Source organism: Pseudomonas sp. PGPPP4 (genome assembly GCF_002256045.1).
Lineage (GTDB): Bacteria > Pseudomonadota > Gammaproteobacteria > Pseudomonadales > Pseudomonadaceae > Chryseomonas > Chryseomonas oryzihabitans.
The window spans coordinates 64,057-90,210 of record NZ_NKID01000010.1 but is presented as its reverse complement, the minus strand read 5'-3'; the positions used below and the strand labels follow the sequence as shown (position 1 = coordinate 90,210).

Annotated in this window: 22 protein-coding genes; 12 read left to right on the top strand and 10 right to left on the bottom strand. The window is 65.5% G+C overall.

What is annotated here, in order from left to right; translation table 11 throughout:
* Positions 1–9: 9 nt before the first annotated feature.
* The 3 genes from CFE50_RS17705 to CFE50_RS17695 all read right to left on the bottom strand — a co-directional run bounded on the left by CFE50_RS17705 (position 10) and on the right by CFE50_RS17695 (position 2,599).
* Complete coding sequence (locus tag CFE50_RS17705; protein ID WP_286736414.1) at positions 10–1,296, bottom strand: HipA domain-containing protein; 1,287 nt, start codon at positions 1,294–1,296, stop codon at positions 10–12.
* Positions 1,293–1,544, bottom strand: a complete 252-nt coding sequence (locus CFE50_RS17700) for a helix-turn-helix domain-containing protein (protein WP_241809194.1) — start codon at positions 1,542–1,544, stop codon at positions 1,293–1,295. Before CFE50_RS17700 ends, CFE50_RS17705 begins: the two co-directional genes overlap by 4 nt.
* A 137-nt stretch (positions 1,545–1,681) precedes the next feature.
* Positions 1,682–2,599, bottom strand: coding sequence for a LysR family transcriptional regulator (locus CFE50_RS17695; protein WP_286736412.1), 918 nt, complete (start codon positions 2,597–2,599; stop codon positions 1,682–1,684).
* Positions 2,600–2,717: 118 nt separating this feature from the next.
* Between CFE50_RS17695 and CFE50_RS17690 the strand changes: the two genes are divergently transcribed.
* The 6 genes from CFE50_RS17690 to mgrA all read left to right on the top strand — a co-directional run bounded on the left by CFE50_RS17690 (position 2,718) and on the right by mgrA (position 8,608).
* Positions 2,718–3,482, top strand: a complete 765-nt coding sequence (locus CFE50_RS17690) for a 5-oxoprolinase subunit PxpA (protein WP_241809192.1) — start codon at positions 2,718–2,720, stop codon at positions 3,480–3,482.
* Positions 3,483–3,575: 93 nt separating this feature from the next.
* Positions 3,576–3,827, top strand: a complete 252-nt coding sequence (locus CFE50_RS17685) for an acetyl-CoA carboxylase (protein ID WP_286736409.1) — start codon at positions 3,576–3,578, stop codon at positions 3,825–3,827.
* The gene (locus CFE50_RS17680; RefSeq protein ID WP_286736407.1) at positions 3,824–5,197 is read left to right on the top strand and encodes an acetyl-CoA carboxylase biotin carboxylase subunit; all 1,374 of its coding nucleotides are present in this window, start codon (positions 3,824–3,826) and stop codon (positions 5,195–5,197) included. Before CFE50_RS17685 ends, CFE50_RS17680 begins: the two co-directional genes overlap by 4 nt.
* Positions 5,194–6,066 carry a 5-oxoprolinase subunit B family protein gene (locus CFE50_RS17675; RefSeq protein ID WP_286736405.1) on the top strand — a complete coding sequence of 291 codons (873 nt, stop codon included), beginning with the start codon at positions 5,194–5,196 and terminating at the stop codon, positions 6,064–6,066. The genes CFE50_RS17680 and CFE50_RS17675 overlap by 4 nt, the downstream gene beginning before the upstream one ends.
* Positions 6,063–7,037: a 5-oxoprolinase subunit C family protein gene (locus CFE50_RS17670; RefSeq protein WP_286736403.1), complete on the top strand. Its 975-nt coding sequence runs from the start codon at positions 6,063–6,065 to the stop codon at positions 7,035–7,037. The genes CFE50_RS17675 and CFE50_RS17670 overlap by 4 nt, the downstream gene beginning before the upstream one ends.
* Before the next feature lie 533 nt (positions 7,038–7,570).
* Positions 7,571–8,608: an L-glyceraldehyde 3-phosphate reductase gene (mgrA, locus tag CFE50_RS17665; RefSeq protein WP_007161728.1), complete on the top strand. Its 1,038-nt coding sequence runs from the start codon at positions 7,571–7,573 to the stop codon at positions 8,606–8,608.
* Between the two features lie 93 nt (positions 8,609–8,701).
* On the opposite strand, the gene CFE50_RS17660 is transcribed toward mgrA, so the two are convergent.
* Positions 8,702–9,616: an AraC family transcriptional regulator gene (locus tag CFE50_RS17660; RefSeq protein WP_037007042.1), complete on the bottom strand. Its 915-nt coding sequence runs from the start codon at positions 9,614–9,616 to the stop codon at positions 8,702–8,704.
* Between the two features lie 248 nt (positions 9,617–9,864).
* Here CFE50_RS17660 and CFE50_RS17655 point away from each other — a divergent pair, with 248 nt between their 5' ends.
* Together CFE50_RS17655 and CFE50_RS17650 are read left to right on the top strand one after the other, a co-directional pair.
* Positions 9,865–11,172, top strand: coding sequence for an ABC transporter substrate-binding protein (locus CFE50_RS17655; protein ID WP_286736399.1), 1,308 nt, complete (start codon positions 9,865–9,867; stop codon positions 11,170–11,172).
* A 60-nt stretch (positions 11,173–11,232) separates the two neighbouring features.
* On the top strand, positions 11,233–12,006 hold the full coding sequence (locus tag CFE50_RS17650; protein WP_144953918.1) for an L-iditol 2-dehydrogenase: 774 nt from the start codon (positions 11,233–11,235) through the stop codon (positions 12,004–12,006).
* 11 nt (positions 12,007–12,017) lie between these two features.
* On the opposite strand, the gene CFE50_RS17645 is transcribed toward CFE50_RS17650, so the two are convergent.
* The 3 genes from CFE50_RS17645 to CFE50_RS17635 all read right to left on the bottom strand — a co-directional run bounded on the left by CFE50_RS17645 (position 12,018) and on the right by CFE50_RS17635 (position 15,780).
* On the bottom strand, positions 12,018–12,611 hold the full coding sequence (locus CFE50_RS17645) for a DUF1349 domain-containing protein (protein ID WP_027599355.1): 594 nt from the start codon (positions 12,609–12,611) through the stop codon (positions 12,018–12,020).
* A gap of 552 nt (positions 12,612–13,163) precedes the next feature.
* Positions 13,164–14,108: a DNA replication terminus site-binding protein gene (locus CFE50_RS17640; RefSeq protein WP_286736394.1), complete on the bottom strand. Its 945-nt coding sequence runs from the start codon at positions 14,106–14,108 to the stop codon at positions 13,164–13,166.
* A 94-nt stretch (positions 14,109–14,202) separates the two neighbouring features.
* Positions 14,203–15,780, bottom strand: a complete 1,578-nt coding sequence (locus tag CFE50_RS17635; RefSeq protein ID WP_286736391.1) for an alkaline phosphatase D family protein — start codon at positions 15,778–15,780, stop codon at positions 14,203–14,205.
* Positions 15,781–15,984: 204 nt separating this feature from the next.
* Here CFE50_RS17635 and CFE50_RS17630 point away from each other — a divergent pair, with 204 nt between their 5' ends.
* Positions 15,985–17,253, top strand: coding sequence for a 3-phosphoshikimate 1-carboxyvinyltransferase (locus CFE50_RS17630; RefSeq protein WP_241809183.1), 1,269 nt, complete (start codon positions 15,985–15,987; stop codon positions 17,251–17,253).
* 42 nt (positions 17,254–17,295) lie between these two features.
* Complete coding sequence (locus CFE50_RS17625; protein WP_286736387.1) at positions 17,296–20,367, top strand: hybrid sensor histidine kinase/response regulator; 3,072 nt, start codon at positions 17,296–17,298, stop codon at positions 20,365–20,367.
* Here CFE50_RS17625 and CFE50_RS17620 read toward each other — a convergent pair.
* Positions 20,327–21,211 (bottom strand): helix-turn-helix domain-containing protein, encoded by an 885-nt coding sequence (locus CFE50_RS17620; protein WP_037007914.1) that lies wholly within the window; start codon positions 21,209–21,211, stop codon positions 20,327–20,329. The genes CFE50_RS17625 and CFE50_RS17620 overlap by 41 nt on opposite strands.
* Before the next feature lie 146 nt (positions 21,212–21,357).
* Between CFE50_RS17620 and pobA the strand changes: the two genes are divergently transcribed.
* Together pobA and CFE50_RS17610 are read left to right on the top strand one after the other, a co-directional pair.
* Positions 21,358–22,542, top strand: coding sequence for a 4-hydroxybenzoate 3-monooxygenase (gene pobA / locus CFE50_RS17615; protein ID WP_074583707.1), 1,185 nt, complete (start codon positions 21,358–21,360; stop codon positions 22,540–22,542).
* 78 nt (positions 22,543–22,620) lie between these two features.
* On the top strand, positions 22,621–23,397 hold the full coding sequence (locus CFE50_RS17610; protein ID WP_007161717.1) for a TSUP family transporter: 777 nt from the start codon (positions 22,621–22,623) through the stop codon (positions 23,395–23,397).
* Here the strand turns inward: CFE50_RS17610 and nudC are convergent.
* Both nudC and CFE50_RS17600 read right to left on the bottom strand, forming a co-directional pair.
* A complete protein-coding gene (gene nudC, locus CFE50_RS17605; RefSeq protein WP_027599362.1) occupies positions 23,365–24,192 on the bottom strand; it encodes an NAD(+) diphosphatase in 828 nt (275 codons plus the stop codon). The two genes, CFE50_RS17610 and nudC, sit on opposite strands and share 33 nt — an antisense overlap.
* Positions 24,189–25,889, bottom strand: a complete 1,701-nt coding sequence (locus CFE50_RS17600) for a FimL-related protein (RefSeq protein ID WP_039976103.1) — start codon at positions 25,887–25,889, stop codon at positions 24,189–24,191. The genes nudC and CFE50_RS17600 overlap by 4 nt, the downstream gene beginning before the upstream one ends.
* Between the last annotated feature and the right edge of the window lie 265 nt (positions 25,890–26,154).

Sequence of the window (26,154 nt, the reverse complement as noted above, 5' to 3'; positions counted from 1 at the left end):
GCGGGGCCGTCAGGCCAGCCGCTCGACCTGTTCGGCGATCAGCGCCCTGATCGCCCGCAGGCAGCGCAACTCACCAGCGAAGACTGCGCGTAACTCTGGCCGCGCGCCGGCCAGGGCCTGGTTCTCTCGCTCGGTCTGTTCCAGCAACTGCTGGGCCTGGGAGGGCAGGCGCTGGCGCAGGCGTTGCAACTGGGCCGCGGCTGGCGAGCGCTTGATACCCAGCACCTCGGCGGCATCCAGCAAGCGCTCGCGGTCGATGGCTGCCAGCCGGCTTTCACCGAGGATCGGCCAGGCGAGGGTGGTCGCGTCCGGCCAGCGCTGCTGGTCGAAGGCGCGGCTCTCGTATACGGCCGTGCAGAGCAGGTCATAGCAGGGCGCCAGGGCGAGCCCCCGCGGTGAGACCAGAAAGCCCAGATTCTTCAGATGGGCATCGGTATTGCCCACCAGCACGTTGAACGCCAGCCAGTTGAACAGCCGCGTCCGGGTCACGGCGGGCGCCTCGCACAGCCGGGCCAGCTCGGCCAGCCGCTCCACGCTGCCCGCCTGGTACTTGAAATGACGATCCAGCCCCAGCACCTGGCAGGCGTCGATGCCATGGCGTCGCTGCCAGCCGCCCGGGGTGCGGACGCGGTCGAAGCGCTCGATCAGATAGACCGGCTCGGGCACGTAGCGGCGCTCGACGGCAGGAACGATCAGCCCGGCCATACCCGCCAGGCGCATGGTGAACCACTCGTTGATCACCGAATGGGCGAAGGCCTCGTGGGGATGGTCCGGCTTGAGGATATGGGTCGAGGGCAGGGCGCCCACGGGTTCCTGCAGCCCTTGCTCATCGAGGATCACCGCCAGCTTGTGCTGGGCGCCGGCCAGCGACATGCGCTTGAGCGCCTCGTGGGTCAGCGGTAGCTGCGGCATGGCCTTAATCCGCCGGGAGAGGTCGGCGTCGCTCAGGGGGCGGCGATCCCCCGGCGGCAGGCGCTGGCCTTCGGCGAGCAGGGTAAGGGAGCCGGCCGATTCGGCGCCGTACCAGCTCAGCAGGGCGAAGGCATCGGCAGCCTCCAGGCGCGCATCCTGGGCGAGCAGTTGCCGCTGGCCTTCCTCGGGCAGCAGGTTGTCGAAGTACCACTGCACCGGGCGCTGCGAACTGCCATCGATCAGCGGCGCTCGCTGCAAGGGCAATGGCGGACAGAGTCCGAAAGCCTGCCAACCGGATGCGTACTGGAACGACCAGATACCGTTCTCGTCAGCCAGCCGACCCACCAGCTGGTCGTCGATCCAGGCCAGGAGTTCACGCCTCATGGTGTCCGGGTATCCGGCTGGGCTTCCACCTCGGGGGGCAGATCCACGATCAGGCGCACGCCCAGGCCTTCCAATACCTGGAACAGCTTGCCCCACTGGACGGTTTCGCCGCCGCGCTCGACCTTGCCGAGAAAGTTCTCGCTGACGCCGAGGCTACCGGCGGCGTCGTCCTGGCGCAGGGCCTGGGCCTTGCGTACCTGGCGGACGAGGGCGCCGAGGTCGGCGGCATTCTTGAGTAGCACCTGCATGATTTATCCTCACGAGCGTGAGGATCAGGCTAACGCCAAAGGGATAATCGATGCAATCCTCAAGATCGTGAGGATTTTGGCTATCCAGGCTGTTATACGGATCGAATCCTTTCGCCCGTGAGGATTCATCCCTGCAATCACCGTCGCGCGCCCAACTGCTGGGGCGCCAGAAAGGCGCTGTGGAAGTAGCTGCGAAAGGCCTGCATGGCCGGCGTCAGCGGGCGCTCCCTATGCCAGGCCAGCCCCACGCTCATGGGCGTAATGGGTTCCACCAGGGTGCGGGTCTCCAGCCGTTTGCCCTCCAGCGACCAGGGCCGATAGACCAAGTCGGACAGGATGGCGACACCGCTGCCATTGGCCACCATGCTGCGCACGGCCTCCACCGAGCTGGTACGCAACCGCACCTGGGGCTCATGACCGGCCTGGCGCCAATAGCGCATGGCGCTCTGTTCGGCCTCGTCGACGGTGAGCAGGACATAGGGTTCGCGGGCGACATCGGCCAGGCTGACGTTGGGTCGATCGCGCAAGGGATGGCCACTGGGCAGCCAGAGTCGGCGTTCGGAATTGAAGAGCGTCTCGGAGACGATGTCCTCGTGGGTCAGGTTGGCGGTCAGCACCACCGCCATGTCGATGCGCTTGTCCAGCAGCGCTTCCTCGATGGCCTGGCGCTCCTGCTCGTGTACCGCCACCGTCACCTCGGGATAGAGCTGCGCCAGGCGTTGCAGGTGGTGGGGGAGGAAGTAGCCGATCACCGTGTAGCTGGCGGCGATGCGTAGCTCGCCGCTGGCGCGGTGATCGGGCAGGGCGCTGCCGAGGGCGTCGTCGACCCCGCGCAGGATGCCATAGGCATGGTTGAGAAAATGCCGACCGGCATCGGTCAGCGCCATGCCTTGCGCCGAACGGACGAACAGACTGGTGCTCAGCAGGCCCTCCAGCTCCTGGATGGCGCTGGTCACCGCCGACTGGGAAATGTTCAGGTGGATGGCCGCCTGGGAGATCTGTCCCAGCTCTGCCGTCGCGGTGAAATAACGGAGTTGGCGCAGGGTGAGGGCCATGGCGACTGTCCTGAGGTATCGATTTTTCCGAACACTGGGCCTTGGATAATAAATCTTCCCAAGGGGGCAGGGCAGTCCTAAGGTCGAAGGCACCGTACCGCTGCCAGGGAATACCGCAATGATCGAGGTGGACTTCAATTCCGACATGGGCGAGGGCTTTGGCGCCTGGACGCTGGGCGACGGCGTGGACGACCAGCTGCTCGACCTGGTCAGCTCGGCCAATATCGCCACCGGCTTCCATGCCGGCGATCCCGGCCTCATGCAGCGCACCGTGCTGCAGGCCAAGGCGCGCAACGTGGCCATCGGCGCCCATCCGGGCTATCGCGACCTGGTGGGGTTCGGCCGTCGGCCCCTGCAGATGCCCGCCGAGGAATTGGTGGCCGATATCGTTTATCAGCTTGGCGCCCTTCGTGAATTCGCCCGGCTGCATGGCCTGCGGCTGCAGCACCTCAAGCCCCATGGCGCGCTGTTCATGCACCTGGCGCGAGACGAGGCGGCGGCCCGGCTGCTGGTGGAGACGCTGCAACGCCTCGAACCCGGGCTGCTGCTCTATTGCCTGCCCAACTCGGCCACCTGGCGGATCGGTCGCGAGCTGGGCCAGCCCCTGGTGCGCGAGTTCTATGCCGACCGGGACTACGACGCCAGCGGCTCCATCGTCCTGGTCCGGCGCATGGGCGCGCTGGATCCCCAGGCGGTGGCCGAACGGGTGCTCAGAGCCTGCCAGCAGGGAAGGGTCGCCACGGTGGAGGGGGGCGAGGTCGAGGTGGCCTTCGAATCCATCTGCCTGCACAGCGACACCCCCGGGGCGCTGGGCCTGGCCCAGGCCATCCGCCAGCGCCTGGAGGCCGCCGGCATCGCCATCCGCGCCCCGGGCGCTCACTAAATTTCCATGCGGACACCGGCGCCAAGACGCCGGGTCCTCCCGTCCTTAGCTACGCCTGCCTTTCCGACAACATTGCCTAGAAGAGGAATCGTCATGGCCGAACATTCGGTGCTCTCGCCCCTGCCCGGAACGTTCTATCGCAAACCCACGCCCGATGCGGCGCCCTATGTGGATGTCGGGGAAACCGTCACCGCCGGCACCGTGATCGGCCTGGTCGAGGTGATGAAGCAATTCTCCGAGGTTCATGCCGAGGTCGAAGGGACCCTGACGGCCTTTGCCGTCGAGGACGGGGATCCGGTCGAGCCCGGTCAGTTGCTGGCCACCCTGAACGAGGCCGCCTCGTGAATACGACAGGGGGCGGCATCCGCCGTCTGCTGGTGGCCAATCGCGGCGAGATCGCCGTCCGTATCCTGCGCGCCGCCAAGGCGTTGGACATCGAGACGGTGCTGGCCTGCAGCGAGGCCGACCGGGATTCGCTGGCGGCGCGCCAGGCCGATGCCGTGGTGGTGATCGGCCCGGCGCGGGCGGATCGCAGCTACCTCGATATAGAGGCACTGCTCAAGGCCTTGCGAGACAGCGGCGCCGATGCGGTGCATCCCGGCTATGGCTTTCTGGCCGAGAACGCCGCCTTTGCCGATGCGGTGGAGGAGGCCGGTGCCATCTTCGTCGGCCCTTCGGGTGACATCATCCGCCGCATGGGCGACAAGGCCGAGGCGCGCCGCACCGCGCTGGCGGCTGGCGTCCCGGTGGTACCGGGCTCTGCCGGCGAACCGGCCGATATAGAGGCCGCCATAGCGGCAGCCGCGACGGTGGGCTATCCGCTGCTGATCAAGGCATCGGCCGGAGGAGGCGGCCGGGGCATCCGCCTGGCGCGCGACGCCGCCGAGCTGGCGCGGGAGTTTCCCATCGCCCAGCGTGAAGCCCAGACCGCCTTTGGCAGCGGCGCCCTCTATCTGGAGCGCTTCATTGAGCGCGCTCGGCATATAGAGGTACAGATCCTTGGCGATGGCCAGCGCGCCGTGCATCTGTTCGAGCGCGAATGCTCGCTGCAGCGGCGCCGGCAGAAGCTCCTGGAAGAGGCGCCATCACCGGTCCTGAGCGCCGCCCAGCGCGAGACCCTTTGCGCCAGCGCGGTACGCCTGGCCGAAAGCCTCGGCTATCGTGGCGCCGGCACCCTGGAATACCTGTTCGACGAAGCCCGCGGCGAGTTCTTCTTCATCGAGATGAACACCCGCATCCAGGTGGAGCATCCGGTCTCCGAGATGGTCACCGGCATCGATCTGGTCCAGGCCATGTTGCGCATCGCCGGAGGTGAATCCCTGGGGCTGCGCCAGGAAGACATCCATTTGCAGGGCGCCGCCATCGAGCTGAGACTCAACGCCGAAGATCCGGCGCGCAATTTCTTTCCCAGCCCCGGGACCGTCGAGCAGCTCGCCTGGCCGCAGGGTCCGGGCATCCGCGTCGACAGTCATCTCTATGCAGGCTACCGAGTGCCGCCTTATTACGACTCGCTGCTGGCCAAGCTCATCGCCCATGGCGCCGATCGCGGCGAGGCCCTGGCCCGTGCTCGCCAGGCGCTGGACCAGTTGCGTCTGACCGGCATGGCTACTACCGCCAGTCTGCATCGCCGCCTGCTGGACGAACCTTGGGTGATCGAAGCCCGCTTCGACACCGGTACCCTGGAACACTGGTTGGCCGAGGAGATTCCCGCATGACGACTGCGATCCGCTATAGCTTCGGCGGCGACGAGCACCTGTTCGTCGAATTGTCCGAAAGCATGTCCCTGGAGGCGTTTTTCCGTGGCCTGGCCATGACCCGTGCGGTGCAGGCGCTGCAACTGCCCGGCATCCACGACATCTGCCTGGCCAATGCCTCCTTCCAGATCCGCTTCGATCCCGATGTCCTGCCGCCCGACCGGCTGCTGGCCGCCGTCCAGGGCGTGGAAGACCAGGCGGTGGCCGAGCGCCAACTGGCCACGCGGCTGATCGAGATCCCGGTGCTCTACAACGACCCCTGGACCCACGAGACGCTGATGCGCTTTCGCGATCGCCACCAGGATCCGACCGCTACCGATCTGGAATACGCCGCCCGCATCAACGACCTGGCCGATGTCGAGGCCTTCATCGCGGCCCACAGCGGCGCGCCCTGGTTCGTCTCCATGGTGGGCTTCGTCGCCGGATTGCCGTTCATGTTCCAGATGGTCGAGGCCGAGCGGCAGCTGCAGGTACCCAAGTACCTGCGACCCCGCACCGACACGCCCAAACAGACCCTCGGCCACGGCGGCTGCTTCGGCTGCATCTATTCGGTACGAGGCGCCGGCGGCTACCAGATGTTCGGCGTGACGCCGGCGCCCATCTACGATCCGGCCCAGCGCCTCGATTACCTGCAGGACCACATGGTGTTCTTCCGGCCCGGCGACATCGTCCGTTTCCGCGCCATCGACCGCGCCGAATACGACCGGATGCTGGCCGAGGTAGAGGAGGGTAGCTTCACCCTGAATATCCGTCCGGTGGACTTTTCCCTGGACGCCTTTCTCGACGATCCCCGTGGCTATCCGCGCACCCTGATGGAGGAGCCGGCATGATCAAGGTACTCAAACCCGGCCTGGCCACCTCGATCCAGGATCTTGGTCGCGAAGGCTACTACCACCTGGGCATCCCGCCGTCCGGGGCCATGGACAGCTATGCCTTGCGCGCGGCCAATCTGCTGGTGGGCAACGCACCCGGCGCCGCCGCCCTGGAATGCACCTTGCTCGGCCCGGAGCTGCACTTTACCGAAGACGCCCTGGTTGCCCTGAGCGGCGCGCGCATGACGCCACGCCTGGACGGCGCCGAAATGCCACTGGACGAAGCCTTCAGCGTGCGCGCCGGCCAGGTGCTCAAGTTCGATTACCTCAAGGCTGGCGCCCGTGGCTATCTGGCCGTGGCGGGTGGTTTCGCCGTGCCTGAGGTGCTGGGCAGTCGCTCGACGTACACCCTGGGCGGCCTCGGTGGCTTCCAGGGTCGAAGGCTCGCCGCGGGCGACGAACTGACTGTCGGAAGCCCAGCGACAGGCGCCAAGGCTGGCATCCGGTTGCCAGTCGACCTAGTGCCGGCTTGCGGTGGCGAGGTGACCCTGCGGGTCGTGCCGGGTCTCTATCATCACCGCCTGACTGCGGACGCCGCCGAGGCGTTCTTCGCCGATACCTGGACGGTGGGCTCCGAAGCCGATCGCATCGGCTACAGATTCAAGGGCGGCCGGCCGTTGCAATTCACGCCGCGCGAACAACCCTTTGGCGCCGGCTCGGATCCGTCCAATATCGTCGACAGCTGTTATCCCATCGGCTCGATCCAGGTGCCGGCCGGCCTCGAACCCATCGTCCTGCACCGAGACGCCGTGTCGGGTGGCGGCTACGCCATGATCGGCACGGTCATCAGCAGCGACCTGGATCTGATCGGCCAGCTGCAGCCGAACCAGAAGGCGCGATTCGTGGCGGTAACCCTGGAGGACGCGCTGGCCGCACGGCGTGTGTACAAGGAGCGCCTGCAGCGACTGGAGCAGCTGTTGGCGAGCTAGGGACTCGATGGCAGCCGGTGATCAGTCGAGAGATCCTGAAGGCGTCGTTCGCAACGGACGCGTTTTCAGGATCGTCATGCAAGAAGATCCTGATCGCTGATCAACAGGGCCAGGGTAGGGAAGTCAGAGTCTGAGCAGGTGGCCGGATCAGGGATAAGGTCAAAGACTGGAGGGGATGGCAAAGGGCAGTTGTCAGTCTAGGTCCATATCCAATTTAACATAATATACATTATGCGAAGTTATGGTTATGGCGTGCTGCACCGAGTGTCTGCCTTTTCACGCTGGCGGCTTTCTGAAATCCGCTACCGCCTTGCCAGTTTGCCAGACATGACCGCTTCAGGAATTCAGATCGCCGCTTACCGCACACCTGCAGCGCAAAATCCGCAGCGGCCGTTTGTACAAGATGCCGTCGACAGCTTTAATCGGATGGCGTCCGTTCCCGGAGCTCTTTTTCGATGGTCGCGCCTCCGCCTGTGTCACCACGCGCGAATGTCCTGGGTTTCCAACAAGTATTCCATCCCGAGGAGTTTTGAATGGCTTATCAAGCCGCTTCCGATCGCTACGACCGTATTCCTTACCGCCGCGTGGGTCGCAGCGGTCTCGTGCTGCCGGCGTTGTCGCTGGGCCTCTGGCACAACTTCGGCGACACCACGCCGCTGGATCGTCAGCGTGCCTTGCTGCGTACCGCCTTCGATCTGGGCATCAATCATTTCGACCTGGCCAACAATTACGGGCCGCCCTATGGCAGCGCCGAAATCAATTTCGGTCGGTTGCTGCGCGAAGACTTCGCCGCCTATCGTGACGAGCTCATCATCTCCAGCAAGGCCGGCTGGGACATGTGGCCCGGGCCCTATGGCCAAGGTGGCGGCTCGCGCAAATACGTGCTGGCCAGCCTGGACCAGAGCCTCAAGCGCCTGGGCCTGGATTACGTCGACATCTTCTATTCGCACCGTTTCGACGAACACACGCCACTGGAGGAAACCGCCAGCGCCCTGGCCACCGCGGTCCAGCAAGGCAAGGCGCTCTATATCGGCATCAGCTCCTATTCGGGGACCAAGACCCGGGAAATGGCCAAGCTGCTGGCCGACTGGAAGATCCCGCTGCTGATCCACCAGCCGGCCTACAACCTGCTCAATCGCTGGATCGAAAAGGATCTGCTGGATGCGACCGAGGAAATCGGCAGCGGCGTGATCGCCTTTACGCCACTGGCCCAGGGCTTGCTGACCGACAAGTACCTCAATGGCGTTCCGGCCGAAGCCCGGGTCAATCAGCCCGGTGGCCAGTCGCTGCAGCAAGGCCATCTGTCCGCCGAGAACCTGGCCCGGGTCCGCGCCCTGGATGCCATCGCCAAGCGCCGCGGCCAGAGTCTGGCGCAGCTGGCCCTGGCCTGGACCCTGCGCGATCCGCGCATCACCAGCGCCCTGATCGGCGCCAGTCGGCCCGAACAGATCGTGGAAAACGTCGCGGCCCTGGACAACCTGAGCTTTACCGCCGAGGAACTGGCCGAGATCGACACCCATGCGGTCGAAGGCGACATCAACCTCTGGGCCAAGCCGTCCAGCGCGGAATAAGGCTGTGTTCGGCGTATCTGGCGCTCCGGGGCCAGGTACGTCTCCCTCTATAAAAGCCTGACCGGCCCAAAGCACGACCACCCTCGCCCGCCCTCACCCATGCGGCTGCTGACGCCGGGTTCCGATCTGCTCCTGGCGATACTGACTGGGCGTCCGTCCGGTCTCGTTGCGGAAATGCCGGTTGAAATTGGACAGATTGGAATAGCCCACCTCGAAACAGATGGCGGCGATGGACAGCTCCGCCTGCAGCAGCAGCCGACAGGCCCGCTGGATGCGCAGCTTGCGCGCCAGTTCGATGAAACCGTGGCCAGTGACCTTCTTGAAGAAGCGTGAAAACCCCGCCTCGCTCATGCCGACGCGCCTGGCGATCACCGGCAGTCGGATATCCTCGGTGAGTTCGCTCAGCAGATAGTCGAAGGCCTGATGTACCCGTGCGGAACTGCGGGCATCCAGCGCCGGCGCATAACAGGCACTGGCCAGGACGAGCCTCTCGCTTCCCGGCGCCCGGGACAGTAAGCCCAGCAAGGCGAACAGCCTGAGTAGCCGCTCGGCGCCCTGGGCCTGGCCGATCGCCTCGATCAAGGCAGCCGCTTCGCGGGCCGTGTCGCCGCTGAACTCCAGCCCGCGTCGGGCCTGCTCCAGCAACGGCAGATAATCGCCCAGTTCCGGCGCCACGGCGCTCAGCGAGCGCAACAGTTCGCCGTTGAACTGGATGACCACGTCACGGCCAGCGAGCACCTCGCCGGGTGGCAGATCACCGATCCAGTCGTGCGGTAGATCCGGCCCGATCATGGCCACATGACCTGCGGCAAAGGGCCCGACATAGTCGCCGGCCAGCAGCCGGCCGCTGCCCTGGCGGATCAGGTGGATCTCGTATTCCGGATGATGATTCCAGCGCGCCAAGGCGTAGGGATAGTCGTGCTCGTACCAGCGAAAGCTCTGGTCGGGCGCGGCAAGGATCACTTCCAGCTCTGCCGGCCGCGCCTCGAGGAAGGCGGTCGCCTTCATGATGCACCTCTGCTCGTTCTTGTAGGCCCGCACCGGCCGGCCTGGCTATCGATGCTTTTTTGACCTCGGTGCGCTCGGCGATCCAGGTCGAAAATGTATCGGTAATCGGTCAGTGCCAGGTTAGCCAGCGGCTTGGCCCTGCTGTTGTAATCCTCTCCAGCTGCGCTGTCGAGATCAGATTTATATCGGCGGCCAGTTATCCATAACAACAACAAGCTGCCCATCGTGGCAGTCACGGAGAGAAGAAGATGAAGCGCCCTATCGCCTTGCTGCTGTTGGCCGGTCTCGGGTTGACCGGTGTTGCCCAGGCCGTCGAATCGGTCACCGTTGCCACCGTCAACAACAGCGACATGGTGCGCATGCAGCGGCTGTCCCAGGTGTTCGAACAACGGCACCCCGACATCAAGCTCAACTGGGTGGTGCTCGAAGAAAACGTGCTGCGGCAGCGGCTGACCACCGACATCACTACCGGTGGTGGCCAATTCGATGTCCTGACCATCGGCACCTACGAAACCCCGCTCTGGGGGGCCAAGAACTGGCTGGAGCCGCTCGACAACCTGCCTGCCAGCTATGACGTCGAAGACATCTTCCCGGCAGTCCGCCAGGGGCTGTCGGTCAACAACCATCTCTATGCCCTGCCGTTCTATGGCGAAAGCACCGTCACCTACTACCGCAAGGACCTGTTCAAGGCCGCCGGCCTGCAGATGCCCGACAAGCCGACCTGGTCGCAACTCGCCGCGTTCGCCAGCAAGCTCAACCAGCCGGACAAGGAGCAATACGGCCTCTGCCTGAGGGGCAAGGCCGGCTGGGGGGAAAACGTCGCGCTGCTCAGCCTGATGGGCAACGCCTTCGGCGCGCGCTGGTTCGACGAGCAGTGGCACCCCGAATTGACCAGTCCCGAGTGGACGGCAGCGGCCAACTTCTATGTCGACAACATGAAGAAGTACGGCCCGCCCGGGGCTTCCAGCAACGGTTTCAACGAGAACCTGGCGCTGTTCAACAGCGGCAAGTGCGCGCTCTGGGTGGATGCCAGCGTCGCCGGTTCCTTCACCACCGACAAGAGCCAGAGCAAGGTGGCGGACGAGGTCGGCTTCGCCGCCTCGCCCCATGAGGTCACCGACAAGGGCTCGTCCTGGCTGTATGCCTGGTCGCTGGCGATCCCGCAGAGCGCCAAGCACAAGGAGGCGGCCAAGACCTTCATCACCTGGGCGACTTCCAAGGAATACATCCAGCTGGTGGCCGAGCAGGACGGCATCTCCAACGTCCCGCCGGGCACTCGCCAGTCCACCTACAGCCAGGCCTACCTGAGCGCTGCGCCCTTCGCCAAGATCACCCTGGAGATGATGCAGCACGCCGACCCGGCCCATCCCTCGGCCAAGCCGGTGCCCTATGTCGGCATCCAGTACGTGACCATTCCCGAATTCCAGGCCATCGGCACCTCGGTCGGTAAGCTGTTCTCGGCTGCCCTCACCGGCCAGATGAGCGTCGAACAGGCCCTCAACGCGGCCCAGACCTCGACGACCCGCGAGATGAAACGCGCGGGCTATCTCAAGTAATCCCTTTCTACCCCAAGAAGCCGACCGCGCGGTCGGCTTCTCTCGATTGGAGCCAAGACCATGAACAGACTGGAAGGAAAAAGCGCCCTGATCACCGGTGCCGCGCGCGGGATCGGCAAGGCCTTCGCCCAGGCCTACCTCAGGGAAGGCGCGACGGTGGCCATCGCCGACATCAACATCGAAAGAGCCCGCGAAACGGCCGAGGAACTGGGCGAGCGTGCCTACGCCCTGGCCATGGACGTCACTGACCAGGCCTCCATCGACACGGCCATCGCCCAGGTGGTCGCTACCGCCGGCAAGCTCGACATCCTGGTCAACAATGCCGCCCTGTTCGACTTGGCACCCATCGTCGAGATCTCGCGGGCAAGCTATGACCGGCTGTTCGCCATCAACGTGGCAGGTCCCCTGTTCACCCTGCAGGCCGCTGCCCGGCAGATGATCGCCCAGGGGCATGGCGGCAAGATCATCAACATGGCCAGTCAGGCCGGTCGCCGCGGCGAAGCCCTGGTGGCCGTCTATTGCGCGACCAAGGCGGCGGTGATCAGCCTGACCCAGTCGGCCGGCCTCGACCTCATCAAGCACCGCATCAACGTCAATGCCATCGCCCCGGGCGTGGTCGATGGCGAGCATTGGGAAGGTGTGGACGCCCTCTTCGCCCATTACGAGCAACGACCGCTGGGCGAGAAGAAGCGCCTGGTCGGCGAAGCCGTGCCCTACGGCCGGATGGGAACCGCCGAGGACCTGGTCGGCATGGCGCTGTTCCTGGCATCCAGTGACAGCGACTTCGTGGTGGCCCAGACCTACAACGTCGACGGCGGCAACTGGATGAGCTGATCGCCGCGCGGTCAGCTCAGGTCGTGCAGTTCCTTGACGATCGCCGGCCCGATCTGCAGGTCGGCAAAGCTGACCTCCAGGCCCTCGCGCTGCGGCGAACAGCAATAGGGCCCGACCTGCAGCGCCGCGCCCTCTTCGCTCGCGAAGCGACACAGCCGCAACAGCGGCCAGGTCTGCCCATCCAGGGAATACTGGAGGCGCAGCACCTCGGCGTGCAGCGTCATGCGCAACCAGAATCCCCTGACCGCATCAGGCATCGGCCCGAGGGCCCAGTCGGAATGCCCCAAGGTGAGGACGCTGCCCAGATGGGCGATGCCATCGTTGATCTCGAGCCCGGTCTTGCACCAGCGCTCGCTGCCCTGCCGCACCATCAGGCCGGCCTGGTCGTACAGCTCGGTAAAGGTCCCGGTGATCCGCACCTGCACGGTGAAATCCGCGCCGGCCGCATAACCCCGGAAATGTCCGCTGTCACGTTCGAAGCCGTATTGGGTCTTCTGCCAGAAGTCGGTCCCGCGATCGGTGCTGATATGCAGCAGGCCGTCCGTATCGGACCAGCGCCTCGGCTCGTTCAGCCAATGGGCAGGCAGGGTCTTCGCAAGGGTCATGACAGGTATCCGCGGCGGCTGGGCTGCGCTCACGATAGATCACGGATGCCCGATGCGCCAAAGCCAGACGGTAAATCGTACTGCGAGGACCACGAGCAGAGTGCTGAGCGCTGTGCCAGGGGCCATTCCCTGCCCTCCAGCGACTTTTTTGCAGGCATGAAAAAAGGGAGCCCTGAGGCTCCCCTGTTCAAGTACGTCTGCTGTCCTCTTGTTTTTGTTGTCGGACGTCGACGTCATCGATCTTTAGTACGCCCCACCAACGAGGTGGGAAGTGAACAGATTACTTTGGTTGCTCTGGAGCGTTCCAAAATGATCGGTTCGCGAGCCTTGGCCGTCTTGTTCTTGTTGTGGGCGGTTAGCGGCGCATCTTGTTGTTCTTGTGCCAGTAATAAAGCACTCTCCGTGCCAACATTCATAAGTCGTTGAAAATGCTGGGTTTGTCTGATTCGAGGCTGACGTGCAGGCAGCTGTTGCGGAGGATTTCGTTACCTTTTCACTCGGCCATGAAGGATCTGGTTACGACATCCACCCGCTCGGTAACGTCATCCAGGCTCAGCGACTGTAGGTCGAGCGCTTGAGCGTCGCCTCGTTGTTGCGCTGGGCGGCGGGCCGTTCCGGGTTATCGGTGGGCAGGTACAGCAACCGCGTGGCCAGCACCTCGCGACGCGGCTTGATGTCGGGTCGCAGTGCCCCACGCTGAGTCCGGTCGAAATCGCGCAGGTCGACGACCTGCATGCCGTCCTGCGCCGGTACCACGAATACCGGCAGGTTGGCGTGGATCATGGCGTCATAGCGACTCTCCTCGCCGAACCAGAGCATCGCCCGCGGATGCGGCGCGATCTTCTTGTGGCGGACCAGGATGTCATCGTCCGCCATGCGGTTGAGTGCCTGGTGCTCCTGCCATTCCGGGGTGCGATCCAGGGCGATCCGCTCCCGGTCGGCGCGGGCCATGGCCAGGGTCTTGAGTTGCTCGCGCACCTTGGCCACCTTGACCCGCTCTCCTCCCGCGGTATGCCCGGCCCAGGTAAAGGTCAGCTGCCGGACCGGGTCGGGAAAGCCATGCACCTTGCGAATCAGCTGCTTGGTATTGAAGGCGCCACCCAGGGCCTTGCGCATGATGCGGGGCCGCGCCTCGGGTGCCAGCTCCAGCTCCAGGCGTGTCTGCTCGATCGCTACGCTGAAGGCGGCCTTGCAGGTATTGATGGCCAGGACCTCCTCCATCAGCGGCTCGGCCAGGGCGATGTAACCTGGCAGTCGACTGACCGTACCCGGTGCCTGGCCGGGTTGCAGGTGGAAGGCCAGCAAGGCATCCCGGGTGAGTTCCACCGCAGCGCTGCCCTCGAAGGACTCCGCCGCGATATGGTCAGGCACCCGCTGCTGGGCCAGCAAAGGCAGTCGCCATACCCGGGCGGCTATCACCTTGCCGGGCCAGCGCTCATTGAAGATGGCGATGCTCCGCTTGAGGTCTTCGAACGCGCTCTTGATGTCTTCGTGCATGGCCAACTCCAACCTGATAACTACCAGATTGTAGCATTTACAAGAACTTGGGCCTCTTCTTGATAGCCGTGCAGAGGGTCATCACTAAATCTATTTACACTACAGGGGTGGTATTGCTATTCAAGGGTTGCAGCTTCTGGGTAAATTGCGGACGGCCGTCCTGGTCCCTGAGCGTGACCTGCAATTCGGCGGTCTTGCCGTCGATCTGCATCTCCCCGAAGAATTGGAAGTTGCTCAGCGGTGAGGTGTTGGCCTGGGGCGGCGCCTTCTGGAACACCACCTCGGGCCCGAAGGTGGCATCCAGCGGGTTGGGACCGAAGCTGCCGGCGTTCAGCGGCCCCGCCACGAATTCCCAGAACGGCTCGAAATCTTGGAAGGCCGCCCTGTCCGGGTGATAGTGATGGGCGGCGCAGTAATGCACGTCCGCGGTAAGCCAGACGGTGTTGCGGATCCCCTGCCGGGCGATGAAGCGCAGCAGGTCGGCCGTTTCCAGCTCGCGCCCCTTGGGGGCCCCGGGATCGCCATTGGCGATCGCCTCCCAGCGCGCCTGGCCCTGCGCATCCTTGCCGTCCGGGACCTGCAGCCCGATGGGCATATCGGCCGCGATCACCTTCCAGGTCGCCTTGGACGCCTGCAGCTCCTTCTTCAGCCAGTCGAGTTGCTCCTGCCCCAGAAAGGCGCCCTGACCGCCCTCCTCGCCGCCCAGGTTGCTGTCGTTGCCGGCGCGATAGCTGCGCATGTCCAGCACGAAGACATCCAGCAGGGGGCCATAGACGATCCGTCGATAGATGCGCCCTGCCCCGTCGGCCGATACGCCCCGCATGGGCGCGTATTCCAGGAAGGCTTGACGCGCCCGACCGCTCAGGACATTGATGTCCTTGACCTGGTAGCGATCGTCCAGCGTCTTGCTCGGCGACCAGTTGTTGGTGGTCTCGTGGTCGTCCCATTGCCACACCTGGGGCACCTCGGCGTTGAATCTCTTGAGGTGGGTGTCCATCAGGTTGTAACGATAGTTGCCGCGGAATTCGTCCAGGGTTTCCGCCACCTTGCTCTTGGCCTCCGTGGTGATATTGCGCCAGATGCGTCCCTCTTCCACCGTCAGCTGGGCCGGGACCGGGCCGTCGGCATAGATGGTGTCGCCACTGTGCAGGAAGAAGTCCGGCCGCCGCTCGCGCATGGCGCTGTAGATGCGCATGCCGCCGATGTCGGGATTGATGCCAAAGCCCTGCCCCACGGTGTCGCCGCCCCAGACGAAGCGAATATCGCCGCGCTGGCTGGGCGCCGAACGCAGGTGGCCGATGACGGGTTCGCTGAGCGCGCCGCTGTCCACGTCCTCGAAGCGCACGCGGTAGAAGATGTGCTGATCGGCCGGCAGCCCGGCCAGGTCGATGCGGGCCGTGTAGTCCTGGGCCGCCGTGGTGACGGGGCCTGCCGCCTTGCGCAGGGAGCGAAAGCTTTCCTGGGTATCCCACTCCACCAGCAGTCGCGCCGGACGATCCGTCCGACTCCAGATGAGCGCCTGCCCGCCGGTGACATCCCCCGCCTGGACCCCATCGGGTATTCCCGGGCGCCCTGCCGGTGCGGCCCAGGTTCGCTGGCCCAGGGCGGGCAACAGCAGCGTGGCACCCAGGCCTTGCAGAACGCGACGACGATCGGGACGGATAAGGGACATGGCAACGGCCTCTGGCGGGAAAAGGCTAGCACTACCCCGCCTTGATGACCCGTTCGTGACAATAGGGGTAACAGGTAAAAAGCATTGTCCCTATAGGGGTGGTATTAAAGAACGGGCGCTTTGGCCTGGGCGGCCTGAAATGGCATCATGGCGCCCCCATTACGATCCGCCGTTGTGGCCGTCGCGAAGTTGCTTGGAGCCCCCATGTCCGCCAGACCCTACATCACCGTCACCCCGCCCAACGTCGCGCTGCATGGACGGGTCGCCCCACCCGGTTCCAAGTCCATCACCAACCGCGCCCTGCTGCTGGCAGCGCTGGCCAAGGGCACTAGCCGCCTGACCGGCGCCCTCAAGAGCGATGACACCCGGCACATGTCCGAGGCGCTGCGGCAGATGGGTGTCACCGTCGACGAACCCGACGCCACTACCTTCGTGGTGACCAGCTCCGGGCGCCTGCAGCAACCGGAAGCACCGCTGTTTCTCGGCAATGCCGGCACGGCGGTGCGCTTCCTGACCGCGGCGGTGGCCACCGTCGACGGCGCCGTCACCCTGACCGGCGATGCCTATATGCAGAAGCGGCCGATCGGTCCCCTGCTGGAGACCCTGATCGCCAATGGCATCCAGGTGGAGGCGCCGAGCGGCTGCCCGCCGGTGACCGTTACCGGCCAGGGCCGTCTCACCGCGCGCCGCTTCGAGGTGGATGCCGGCCTGTCCAGCCAGTACGTCTCCGCCCTGCTGATGCTGGCCGCGCTCGGCAGCGAACCGGTGGACGTCGCCCTGCGCGGCAGCGACATCGGTGCCCGTGGCTATGTTGACCTGACCGTCGAGGCGATGCGCGCCTTTGGTGCCCAGGTCGAGCAGCTGGACGCCGCCACCTGGCGGGTCGCCCCGACCGGCTACGTCGCCCGGGACTACTTCATCGAGCCGGACGCCTCCGCCGCCACCTATCTCTGGGCGGCCCAGGCCCTCACCGACGGGACCATCGACCTGGGCGTGGCCGACGACGCCTTCACCCAGCCCGATGCCAAGGCCCACGACCACATCGCCGCCTTCCCTCGGCTGCCGGCGGTCATTGATGGTTCGCAGATGCAGGATGCCATCCCTACCCTGGCGGTCCTGGCAGCCTTCAACGAGACCCCCGTACGCTTCGTGGGCCTGGCCAATCTGCGCGTGAAGGAATGCGACCGGGTGGCGGCGCTGCACGATGGCCTCAACGCCATTCGCGCCGGTCTCGCCAGCGTCGAGGGTGACGACCTGCTGGTGGTGGCCGACCCTGCCCTGGCCGGTACCCGGACCGATGCCGTGATCGAGACCCACGCCGACCACCGGATCGCCATGTGCTTCGCCCTGGCGGGCCTGAAGGTTGCTGGCATCCGCATTCTGGACCCCGAATGCGTCGGCAAGACCTATCCTGAGTACTGGAATGCCCTGCGCAGTTTGAACGTCCAGCTGAGCGAGGGTATCGAAGCCTAGGTAACGCCCGTCACACGCCCGCTCGCTGAATGGAATCCCCGCATGTCGACCTCTCTGCTCGAACAGCAGGCGCTTCTGCAGTTGACCTCCCACGCTCTGGTCATCACCGACCGCGACGGGTGCATCGAGCGCTGGAACCGGGGGGCCGAGCTGCTGTGTGGCTGGCCGGCCAGCGAAGCCCGCGGGCAGTGCTTCGCTGACCTGCTGACGTCAGGCCGCGACGCCGCCTTCCTGACCACCACCCTGCATCAGGCGCTGGTCGACGAGCACGGCCGGGGCGCCGGCTGGATTACGGTGCAGGGCGGTACGCCTCGCTGGGTGGAGATCGCCACTACCGCCCTGAAGGACGCCGGGGCCCCGCTCGGCTTCGTGCATGTCCTGCAGGACCGGACCGATCAGCTGATAGCCGAGGAGCGGGTGCGACTGGCCCAGGAGGTCGGGCGCGTCGGTACCTTCGAGCTGTTGCCCGGCGAGGCCCGACTGCTGGTGTCCTCCGGATTCTGCCAGCTGTGGGGATTGCCGGTGCGCCGCAGCTATCCCCTGGAAGAGCTGGTCCGGCAGCTGCATCCCGACGACGTCTCCAGCCTGCGAACCCTTACCGCGGCGCCGGACGACGACGCCCTCGACTATCTCGAATACCGCATCCGTCGTGCCGACACCGGCGAGGAGCGCTGGCTTGGTCGCCGCGGCCAGCTGATGACCAGCCAGGGCGGCGGCCGCTACCTGGGCGTCTGCTACGACATCACCGAGCGCAAGCTCAACGAAGCCGCCATCACCGAGCGCGATCTCTGGCTGCAGGAGCTGTACCACGGCATGCGCGAGGGCTTCTACATGGCCCAGGCGATCCGCGATGCCGGTGGCCGGATGGAGGATTTCCGTTTCCTGGAGGTCAATCCGGTCTTCGCCACCCTCACCGGCATCCCCCTGGATCAGGTCCTGGGGCGGACGCTGCGCGAATCCCTGCCGCAGCTGGAAGCCGATCTGCTGCCCGCCTATGTCGACTTCATGAACGGCGATGCCGAATTCACCCAGTTCGACATCCTGCTGCACCTGCAGCATGGACACTGGTACGAGGTGCGCGCCCACAAGCTGCCGGGCGACCGCTTCGCGGTGCTGTTCATCGACATCAGCAATCATCGCCGTCAGGCTCAGGAGCTGGCCCGCAACGAGGCGCAGCTGCGCGCCATCATCAACTCCATCGACCAGATGGTCTGGGCCACCCGCCCCGATGGTCACCACTTCTATTTCAACAACCGCTGGTACGAATTCACCGGGGTGCCGGAAGGCTCCACGGAGGGCGAAGGCTGGGCCAACGTCTTCCACCCGGACGACCAGGAGCGCACCTGGAAGGTCTGGCACCACAGCCTCAGCACCGGCGAGCCCTATCACATCGAATACCGCCTGCGGCATCGCTCCGGGCGCTACCGCTGGGTGCTCGGCCGGGCGCAACCGGTACGTGACGCCAAGGGCCGCATCGAGCAATGGTTCGGCACCTGCACCGACATCCAGAGCATCGTCGATGCGCGGGAGGTCCTCACCCGTTCGCGTCAGGAGCTGGAACAGCAGATCGAACTGCGCACCCGCGAGCGTGACCGGATGTGGCGCATCAGCCATGACCTCATGGTGATCTGCCGCCCCGATGGCGAGGTGAAGACGGTGAACAGCGCCGCCACCCGCCTGCTGGGACGACGCGAAACCGACCTGGCGACCGTCCAACTCACCGAATTGATCCATCCGGACGACCAGCGCCAGGTCTTCGATACCCTCCGCTGCCTGGGCCGCCAGCAGGGCTCGGCCAATCTCCGGGCGCGGTTGCGCGGCCGCGATGGCAGCTATCGCATCCTCGACTGGACCGCTAGCGCCGAAGACGAGCTGATCTACGCCGTGGGCCGCGACGTCACCGAGCAGCAGGAGCTGCAGGAGCAGTTGCGCCAGGCGCAGAAGATGGAGGCCGTGGGTCAGCTCACCAGTGGCATCGCCCACGACTTCAACAACCTGCTGACCGGCATCATGGGCAGTCTCGACATGCTGCAGCGGCACCAGAAGGCCGGTCGCCAGGACAAGTTCGACCAGTATCTGCACTCGGCGCTGACCTCCGCCCAGCGCGCGGCCGCCCTCACCCAGCGGCTGCTGGCCTTTTCCCGGCGCCAGGCGCTGGATCTGCAGCCGATTCACGTCAACGACTGCGTACGCTCCATGGAGGAGCTGCTGCTACGCAGTCTGCGCGGCGATATCGCCTTGCAGCTCGAGCTGGATGCCGGACTCTGGCAGGCGCTCACCGATGCCCACCAACTGGAAAGCGCCCTGCTCAACCTGGTCATCAATGCCCGCGATGCCCTGCCCCATGGCGGTACCATCCGCATCGAGACGCGCAATGTCTATCTCACCGACAGCGGCAATGGCCTGGACGCCGTAAGCGCCGGTGACTATGTGGCCCTGCTGGTGGCGGACAACGGCACCGGGATGCCACCCGAGGTCATGGCACGCGCCTTCGACCCCTTCTTCACCACCAAGCCCATCGGCCAGGGTACCGGCCTCGGGCTGTCGATGATCTACGGCTACGCCAAACAGTCCAAGGGGCATGTCCGGCTCGATTCCCTGCCCGGCCAGGGCACGACCGTGGGCCTCTACCTGCCCCGCTACCTGGGCGCCGATGTCGAGCCGCCGCGGCTGGCCTCCCCTACGGTCACCGCTCACAGCGCCGGCAAGACCGTGCTGGTGGTGGAAGACGAACCCGTGGTCCGGCAGATGGTGGTGGATCTGTTGCGCGAACTGGGCTACGCGACCCTGCAGGCCGAAGACGCGCGCAGCGCCCTGCCGTTGCTGGAAAGCGGCCGCCCCATCGACCTGCTGCTGTCCGATGTCGGCCTGCCGGGCATGAACGGTCGCCAGCTGGCCGAGATCGCGCGGCAGCGCCGGCCCGGCCTCAAGGTACTGTTCGCCACCGGCTATGCCGAGGGGGCCCACCTGGAAGGCTATCTCGACCCCGGCATGACCCTGATCACCAAGCCCTTCAATCTCGACGCTCTGGCCACGCGCGTCGGCGAAACCCTGGCAGCCGATCCCCTGCCCCTCAGCTCGGCGGCTGTTGGCCCGCAAGACGGCGATAACTGAGCGGACTCTGGCCGGTGCCGCGGCGGAAGAAGCGGGCGAAGTAGGCCGGATCGGCAAAGCCCAGGGCATCGGCGATCTCGCCCACCGATGCCTGGGTGTAGGTCAGGGTGCGGCGCGCCTCCAGCAGCAGGCGCTGGTGCACGATGGCCAGCGCCGAGGCTCCGGCCAGCTGCCGGCAGAGGCCGTTCAGGTGTACTCCCGAGATCCCGAGCGCCGCCGCGTAGCGCCCCAGGCTCCAGTGCTCGCGATAGTGCTGCTCCACCAGCGCCAGAAAGCGTCCCAGGTGCTGTTCGGCGCGTCGTGGCAGGGTCGCGCCCTGTTCGGGCCGATGCTGCCGCAACAGCCAGATCGCCAGGCTATCGAGCAGGGCTTCGAGCATGACCTCGCGACCGGGCTTGTGGCCCTCGTATTCGGCGACGAGCTGACCGATCAACTGATCGATCCAGGGGGCGTCAGGTCCGCTCAGGTCCAGGCACCCGGCCGCCAGGAACAGTCCCTGCCCGGCTCTCTGGCAGCGCTGCTTCAGGCGCTCCAGCTGAGGCACCGGCAGGGTGACCACGAAACCCTCCACCGAGGGCTCGAATTCGAAGGCATGCACGCACAACACCGGCAGCACCACCAGCAGCGGCCCGGTCCTTTCGCCCTGCCAGTCTTCCAGCTGCAGGCGCACCCCGCCCTGGCGCACATAGAGCAACTGCGCGAGATCCGCATGACGATGGGTTTCGATATGCCAGGCATGCAGCCGACTGCGACTCTCGATGGTTTCGCAGTGCAGCAGGTCCGGCGCCGGCCAGGCCTGGGCCTCGCCATACAGCTTGAAGATGGGTGGCAAGGCAGTGGTCATCGTCAGTCCTTGGGCGATAGCCGCACGAATCATTGAAAAGTACCAGAAAGTATCGCAAAGGTCGCTGTCTATAACAGCGAAAACCGTCCAAAAATACCGGAGCCCCATAATAAACGGCGATCACGCCAGACAAGAGGACAGACTCCATGCGCACCCAAGTCGTCATCATCGGCGCGGGCCCTTCCGGACTGCTGCTGGGCCAGCTGCTCACCCGCTCGGGTATCGACAACGTCATCGTCGAGCGCCAGAGCGCCGACCACGTACTCAGCCGCATCCGTGCCGGCGTGCTCGAACAGGGCACCGTCGATCTGCTGCGCCAGGCCGGCGTCGCCGAGCGGCTGGAACAGGAAGGCCAGGTGCATGAAGGCGTGGAGTTCGCCATCCACGGCAAGCGCGAGCGACTGGACTTGAACGATCTGCTGGGCGGACGCTGCGTCACCGTCTATGGCCAGACCGAGGTGACCCGCGACCTGATGGCCGCCCGCCAGGCCAGTGGCGCCCCTACCTTTTACCAGGCCAGCGAGGTCCAGCCCCACGAACTCAAGGGCGAGCGCCCTCATGTCACCTGCCAGGTCGCCGGTGAGACGCTGCGCATCGACTGCGATTACATCGCCGGCTGCGACGGCTTCCATGGCGTCTCGCGCCGCAGCATCCCGGACGGCGTGCTCACCGAATACGAGCGGGTCTATCCCTTCGGCTGGCTGGGCTTGCTGAGCGACACCCCGCCTGCCGCCGACGAACTCATCTACGTCAATCACCCGCGAGGCTTCGCCCTGTGCAGCATGAGGTCCGCGACCCGCAGTCGTTACTACCTGCAGGTGGAAGCCGGGGACGCGGTGGAGAATTGGTCGGACGAGCGTTTCTGGGCGGAACTCAAGGCGCGCCTGCCGGCCGAGACGGCGGCCCAGCTGGTGACCGGTCCCTCGCTGGAAAAGAGCATCGCCCCGCTGCGCAGCTATGTGGTCGAACCCATGCAATACGGCCGGCTGTTCCTGGTCGGCGATGCCGCCCATATCGTCCCGCCCACCGGCGCCAAGGGACTCAACCTGGCCCTGGGCGACGTGCGCAATCTGCACCTGCTGCTGGAACGCGCCTATCGCAACGGCGACGCCAGCTGCCTCGAACGCTACTCGGCGCTCTGCCTGAAGCGGATCTGGGCGGCAGTGCGCTTCTCCTGGTGGATGACCACCGCCCTGCACCGTTTTCCGGATACCGATGCCTTCACCCAGCGGGTGCAGGACGCCGAACTCCAGGCGCTGCTCGATTCCAGAGCGGGTCGCACGACCCTCGCGGAAAACTACGTCGGATTGCCCTTCCCCGCCCTGGATTGATCGAGGTCGCCCGCAGGTGGTGACGGCTGCGCGTCTGATGCATGATGGCGCCCCCGTTCCACCTGGCGCCCTACCCTCATGCTCGAATTCGCCCTGGACCCCATGACCCTGACGCTGCTCGCCGGGGTCGCCTTCCTCGCCGGTTACATCGACGCCATCGCCGGCGGTGGCGGCCTGCTCACGGTGCCGGCGCTGCTGATGGCCGGCGTGCCGCCCCATCTGGCGATCGGCACCAACAAGCTCAGCTCGACCTTTGGCAGCGCTACCGCCGCCTACACCTTCTACCGCCGCAAGCTGTTCCATCCCCGTCAGTGGCGGCATGCGCTGCTGGCTACCGCCCTCGGTGCGGGGATCGGCGCCCTGGTGGCCCACCATCTCTCCGCGGACTTCCTCAATCAGCTGCTGCCGGTCGTGGTGTTCAGCTGCGCCCTCTATCTGCTGTTCGGCGGCACGCCCAAGGCACCGGTGCTCAGCGACGCGCCCGTGCCGCAACGGCGCCAATGGCCCCAGGGCCTGACGCTGGGTGCCTACGACGGCCTGTTCGGGCCAGGCACGGGCGCCTTCTGGACGGTCAGCAGCCTGCTGCTCTACCCGCTCGACCTGCTCAAGGCCAGTGGCGTGGCGCGCACCATGAATTTCGTCAGCAATGGGGTCGCCCTGGTGATGTTTATCGCCCTGGGGCAGGTGCTCTGGGTACTGGGGCTGACCATGGGTCTGTCGCTGACCCTGGGGGCCTATCTGGGCGCGCGAAGCGCCATCGCCGGCGGTGCCAAGTTCATCCGCCCGGTGTTCATTTGCGTCGTGCTGGCGCTGACCGTCAAGCTAATCTGGCAGCACTGGTTCAGCGCCGCCTAGCCGCTCGACCCGATAGCGATCGATCAGAAAGCGCGAGATGGAAAAGGCCGGCGGCAGCGTCGGCAACTCGCGCAGGTGAAACCAGCGCGCATCTTCGATTTCATCCGGTTGGCACCGGATGTCGCCGCTCAGGTAATCGACGTGATAACCCAGCATCAGGGAATGCGGATAGGGCCAGTTCTGGCTGCCCTGATAGCGCAGGTTGGTCACTGAAACGCCCACCTCTTCCATGATCTCCCGGTGTACGCAGGCCTCCGCCGACTCGCCTGGCTCGACGAAGCCGGCCAGGGTGCTGAAGACCCCGGGCGCGAAACGGGGCGACCGCGCCAGTAGCACCTCATCGCCGCGCGTGACCAGAGCGATCATGCTCGGCGACAGCCGTGGATACTGGGTGAGCTGGCAATTCGGGCACTTGAGGCCGCGCTGGCCATCGAGCGCGAAGGTGCGGGTACCGCACTGTCCGCAGAAGCGATGCTGGCGTGCCCAGGTGCCGATCTGATTGGCATAGCCCAGCAACTTGAACAGCGCATGGGGCGATTGCAGCATCAGCGGCCGCAAGGGTTGCCAGACGCAGCCCTCGATGTCCGGCGGGGTGTCCAGTTCGAGCAGGGTGACCGGCTGGGCCTGCCACTGGCCAAGGCCGTGGCGCTCTCCTTCGAATCCCTGCACCCGCGGATCGTCGCTGGCGAAGAGCACGTCCGCCCCCGAGGTCAGAAACGCCTGGCCGCTATGGACGACCAGCCAACCGCCAGAGGATTGGGCAGTCTGGAACCAGCCGGGCTGCCAGACACTCATGCCGCAGCCGAGGTCCAGCCCAGGGCGCGAATGCTTTGCGCGGCGATATCGAGGATTTCCGGGGTACCGTCCTGACTCTCGGTGCCACCGCTTTCGACAAAGAATTCGATGCTGCTGAGGGCATCCGCCAGCACCTCGAGGGTCGCCGGCTCACAGGCCTGGCCGCCTTCGATCAGGCAGCGCTGGATGTAACCGGTGCAGGCACGCACCAGCTCGGCCGCCCGGGGATTGCCCAGGAAGAACAACGCCCCGCGGACGGTATCCAGCAGCGCCGGCACGGTGGCCAGGTGCAGGGCGTCGCCCCGCGAATCGAGGAAGGCACCGATGGCGCGCTTGGCGTCGGTCAGGCCCTTGTAGGCTTCCCGATGCAACAGCGCCTGGGCTTCGCCCAGCTGGTAATTGGCGACACTGACCTGGACGCCATCGGCTTCCAGCGGCACGTCGATCAGCGAGCCCTGCCCTTCGGGCTGGCCCAGCAGACTTTCCACCAGCAGCAGGGCATCGGCCAGCGGCGCGAGGTCGTCCAGCACCAGGGACCTGTCGCGGAACTGGGAGATGTTCGGCAGGCACTGCTGCAGGACCTGGCCGGCATTCTCCTGGCCAACCATCTCCAGGGTCTTGCCGAGCAGGCCGACCTGGACATACAGCCGGGAGAAGTTGTCGGAGCGTGGCAGGCGATTCTGCTCGGCGCCGTTGCGCAATTCGGTTTCGATGAGATCGATCAGATCCTTGACCGTCTCCAGCTCTTCGCGGATGGCGGCCGACAGCGAATGCATCACGGCATGCCCCGGACCGGCGAGTCGCTTCTTGCCGGCTTCGAGCTGGGCATCGGTGAAACCGAGTCGCTCGAAACCGTAGGCATTCATGACTTCCTGCGGATGGGCGCCCTCGACACCGGCCAGCGCCAGCAGATACAGCAACTCCTTGAGGGTGCTGCGCGCTGGCTCGTGCAATTCGTTGCCCAGCATCTGGCGCAATTCGCGATCGACCCGGGCGAACAGCTGCTTGCGTTCACGAGTGGCGGTCAGGCGACCCTGGGCGAAGCCCTCGACGGTAGCCGCGGCGACCCAGGGCAGGTAGCCGCCGACCTGGTCGTGCAGCAGCGCCGCGGAGCGCTCCAGCGCCCGCGCCATCAGGCGCAGACTGGCCACGCCATTGACGTCACGCAGGAAGCCCAGCAGGCCCACCTGGTACATCTGGCGCATCCGGCGCGCCTGGGCCTGACGCTCGCGCAAGCCCAGGCGCGTGGTGGCGCTGATCAGCGGGCGCTGGTCGAGGCGGACGCTGAAGAAATAGCTTTCCGGAAGTTCCGGTTCGCCGCCCGCCAGGCGCAGGGCATTGATCGCCGGCAGCAGCAATTCGGGCATCTCGTCCTGGCCGCTGCGCAGCTGTTCGAGATAGCGGCGCAGGACATGCAGCCCACGGCAGATCGCCATGAGGTGCTCGTCATGCTCGGGACCGGCGCCGGCCGGGATGTCATTGGCGATCTGCAGCGTCTGATGGGCGAGCAACTGGGCGCCTGCCAGTTCGATCAGCGTCAGGGCGCCACGAATCTGGCCGATACTCTCGACCGCGCGCTGCAACAGGCTGCTGCAGTGCCGCTCGACGATGAATCGTTCAAGATGGGATTCAGCTTCCTCTATGGTCGCGAACAGCTGTTCGCGGACCAAGCTCAAAGCTCTTGCTCCGGTCACCATAGTGCCTTACGCCTCCTGCGCCATTACAACCTCGCCAACGCCATTTTAAAACGGGAAGAAAGGCTTGCTATTCCAACTGGAGCCTAGGTACCTGCGTCTTCCTGACCGGGCCACACTAATCATTCCAGGCGGACGGGGATTGGACCTCACGCCACGCCAGGGAACCTTGCTCTGGAACGCTAGACCTGTAAATCCACAAAAGCGAAGCGATAATTCCGAATCGTCATAGGATTTTGAGGAACCAAGAAAGTTCCGCGTAATTCGA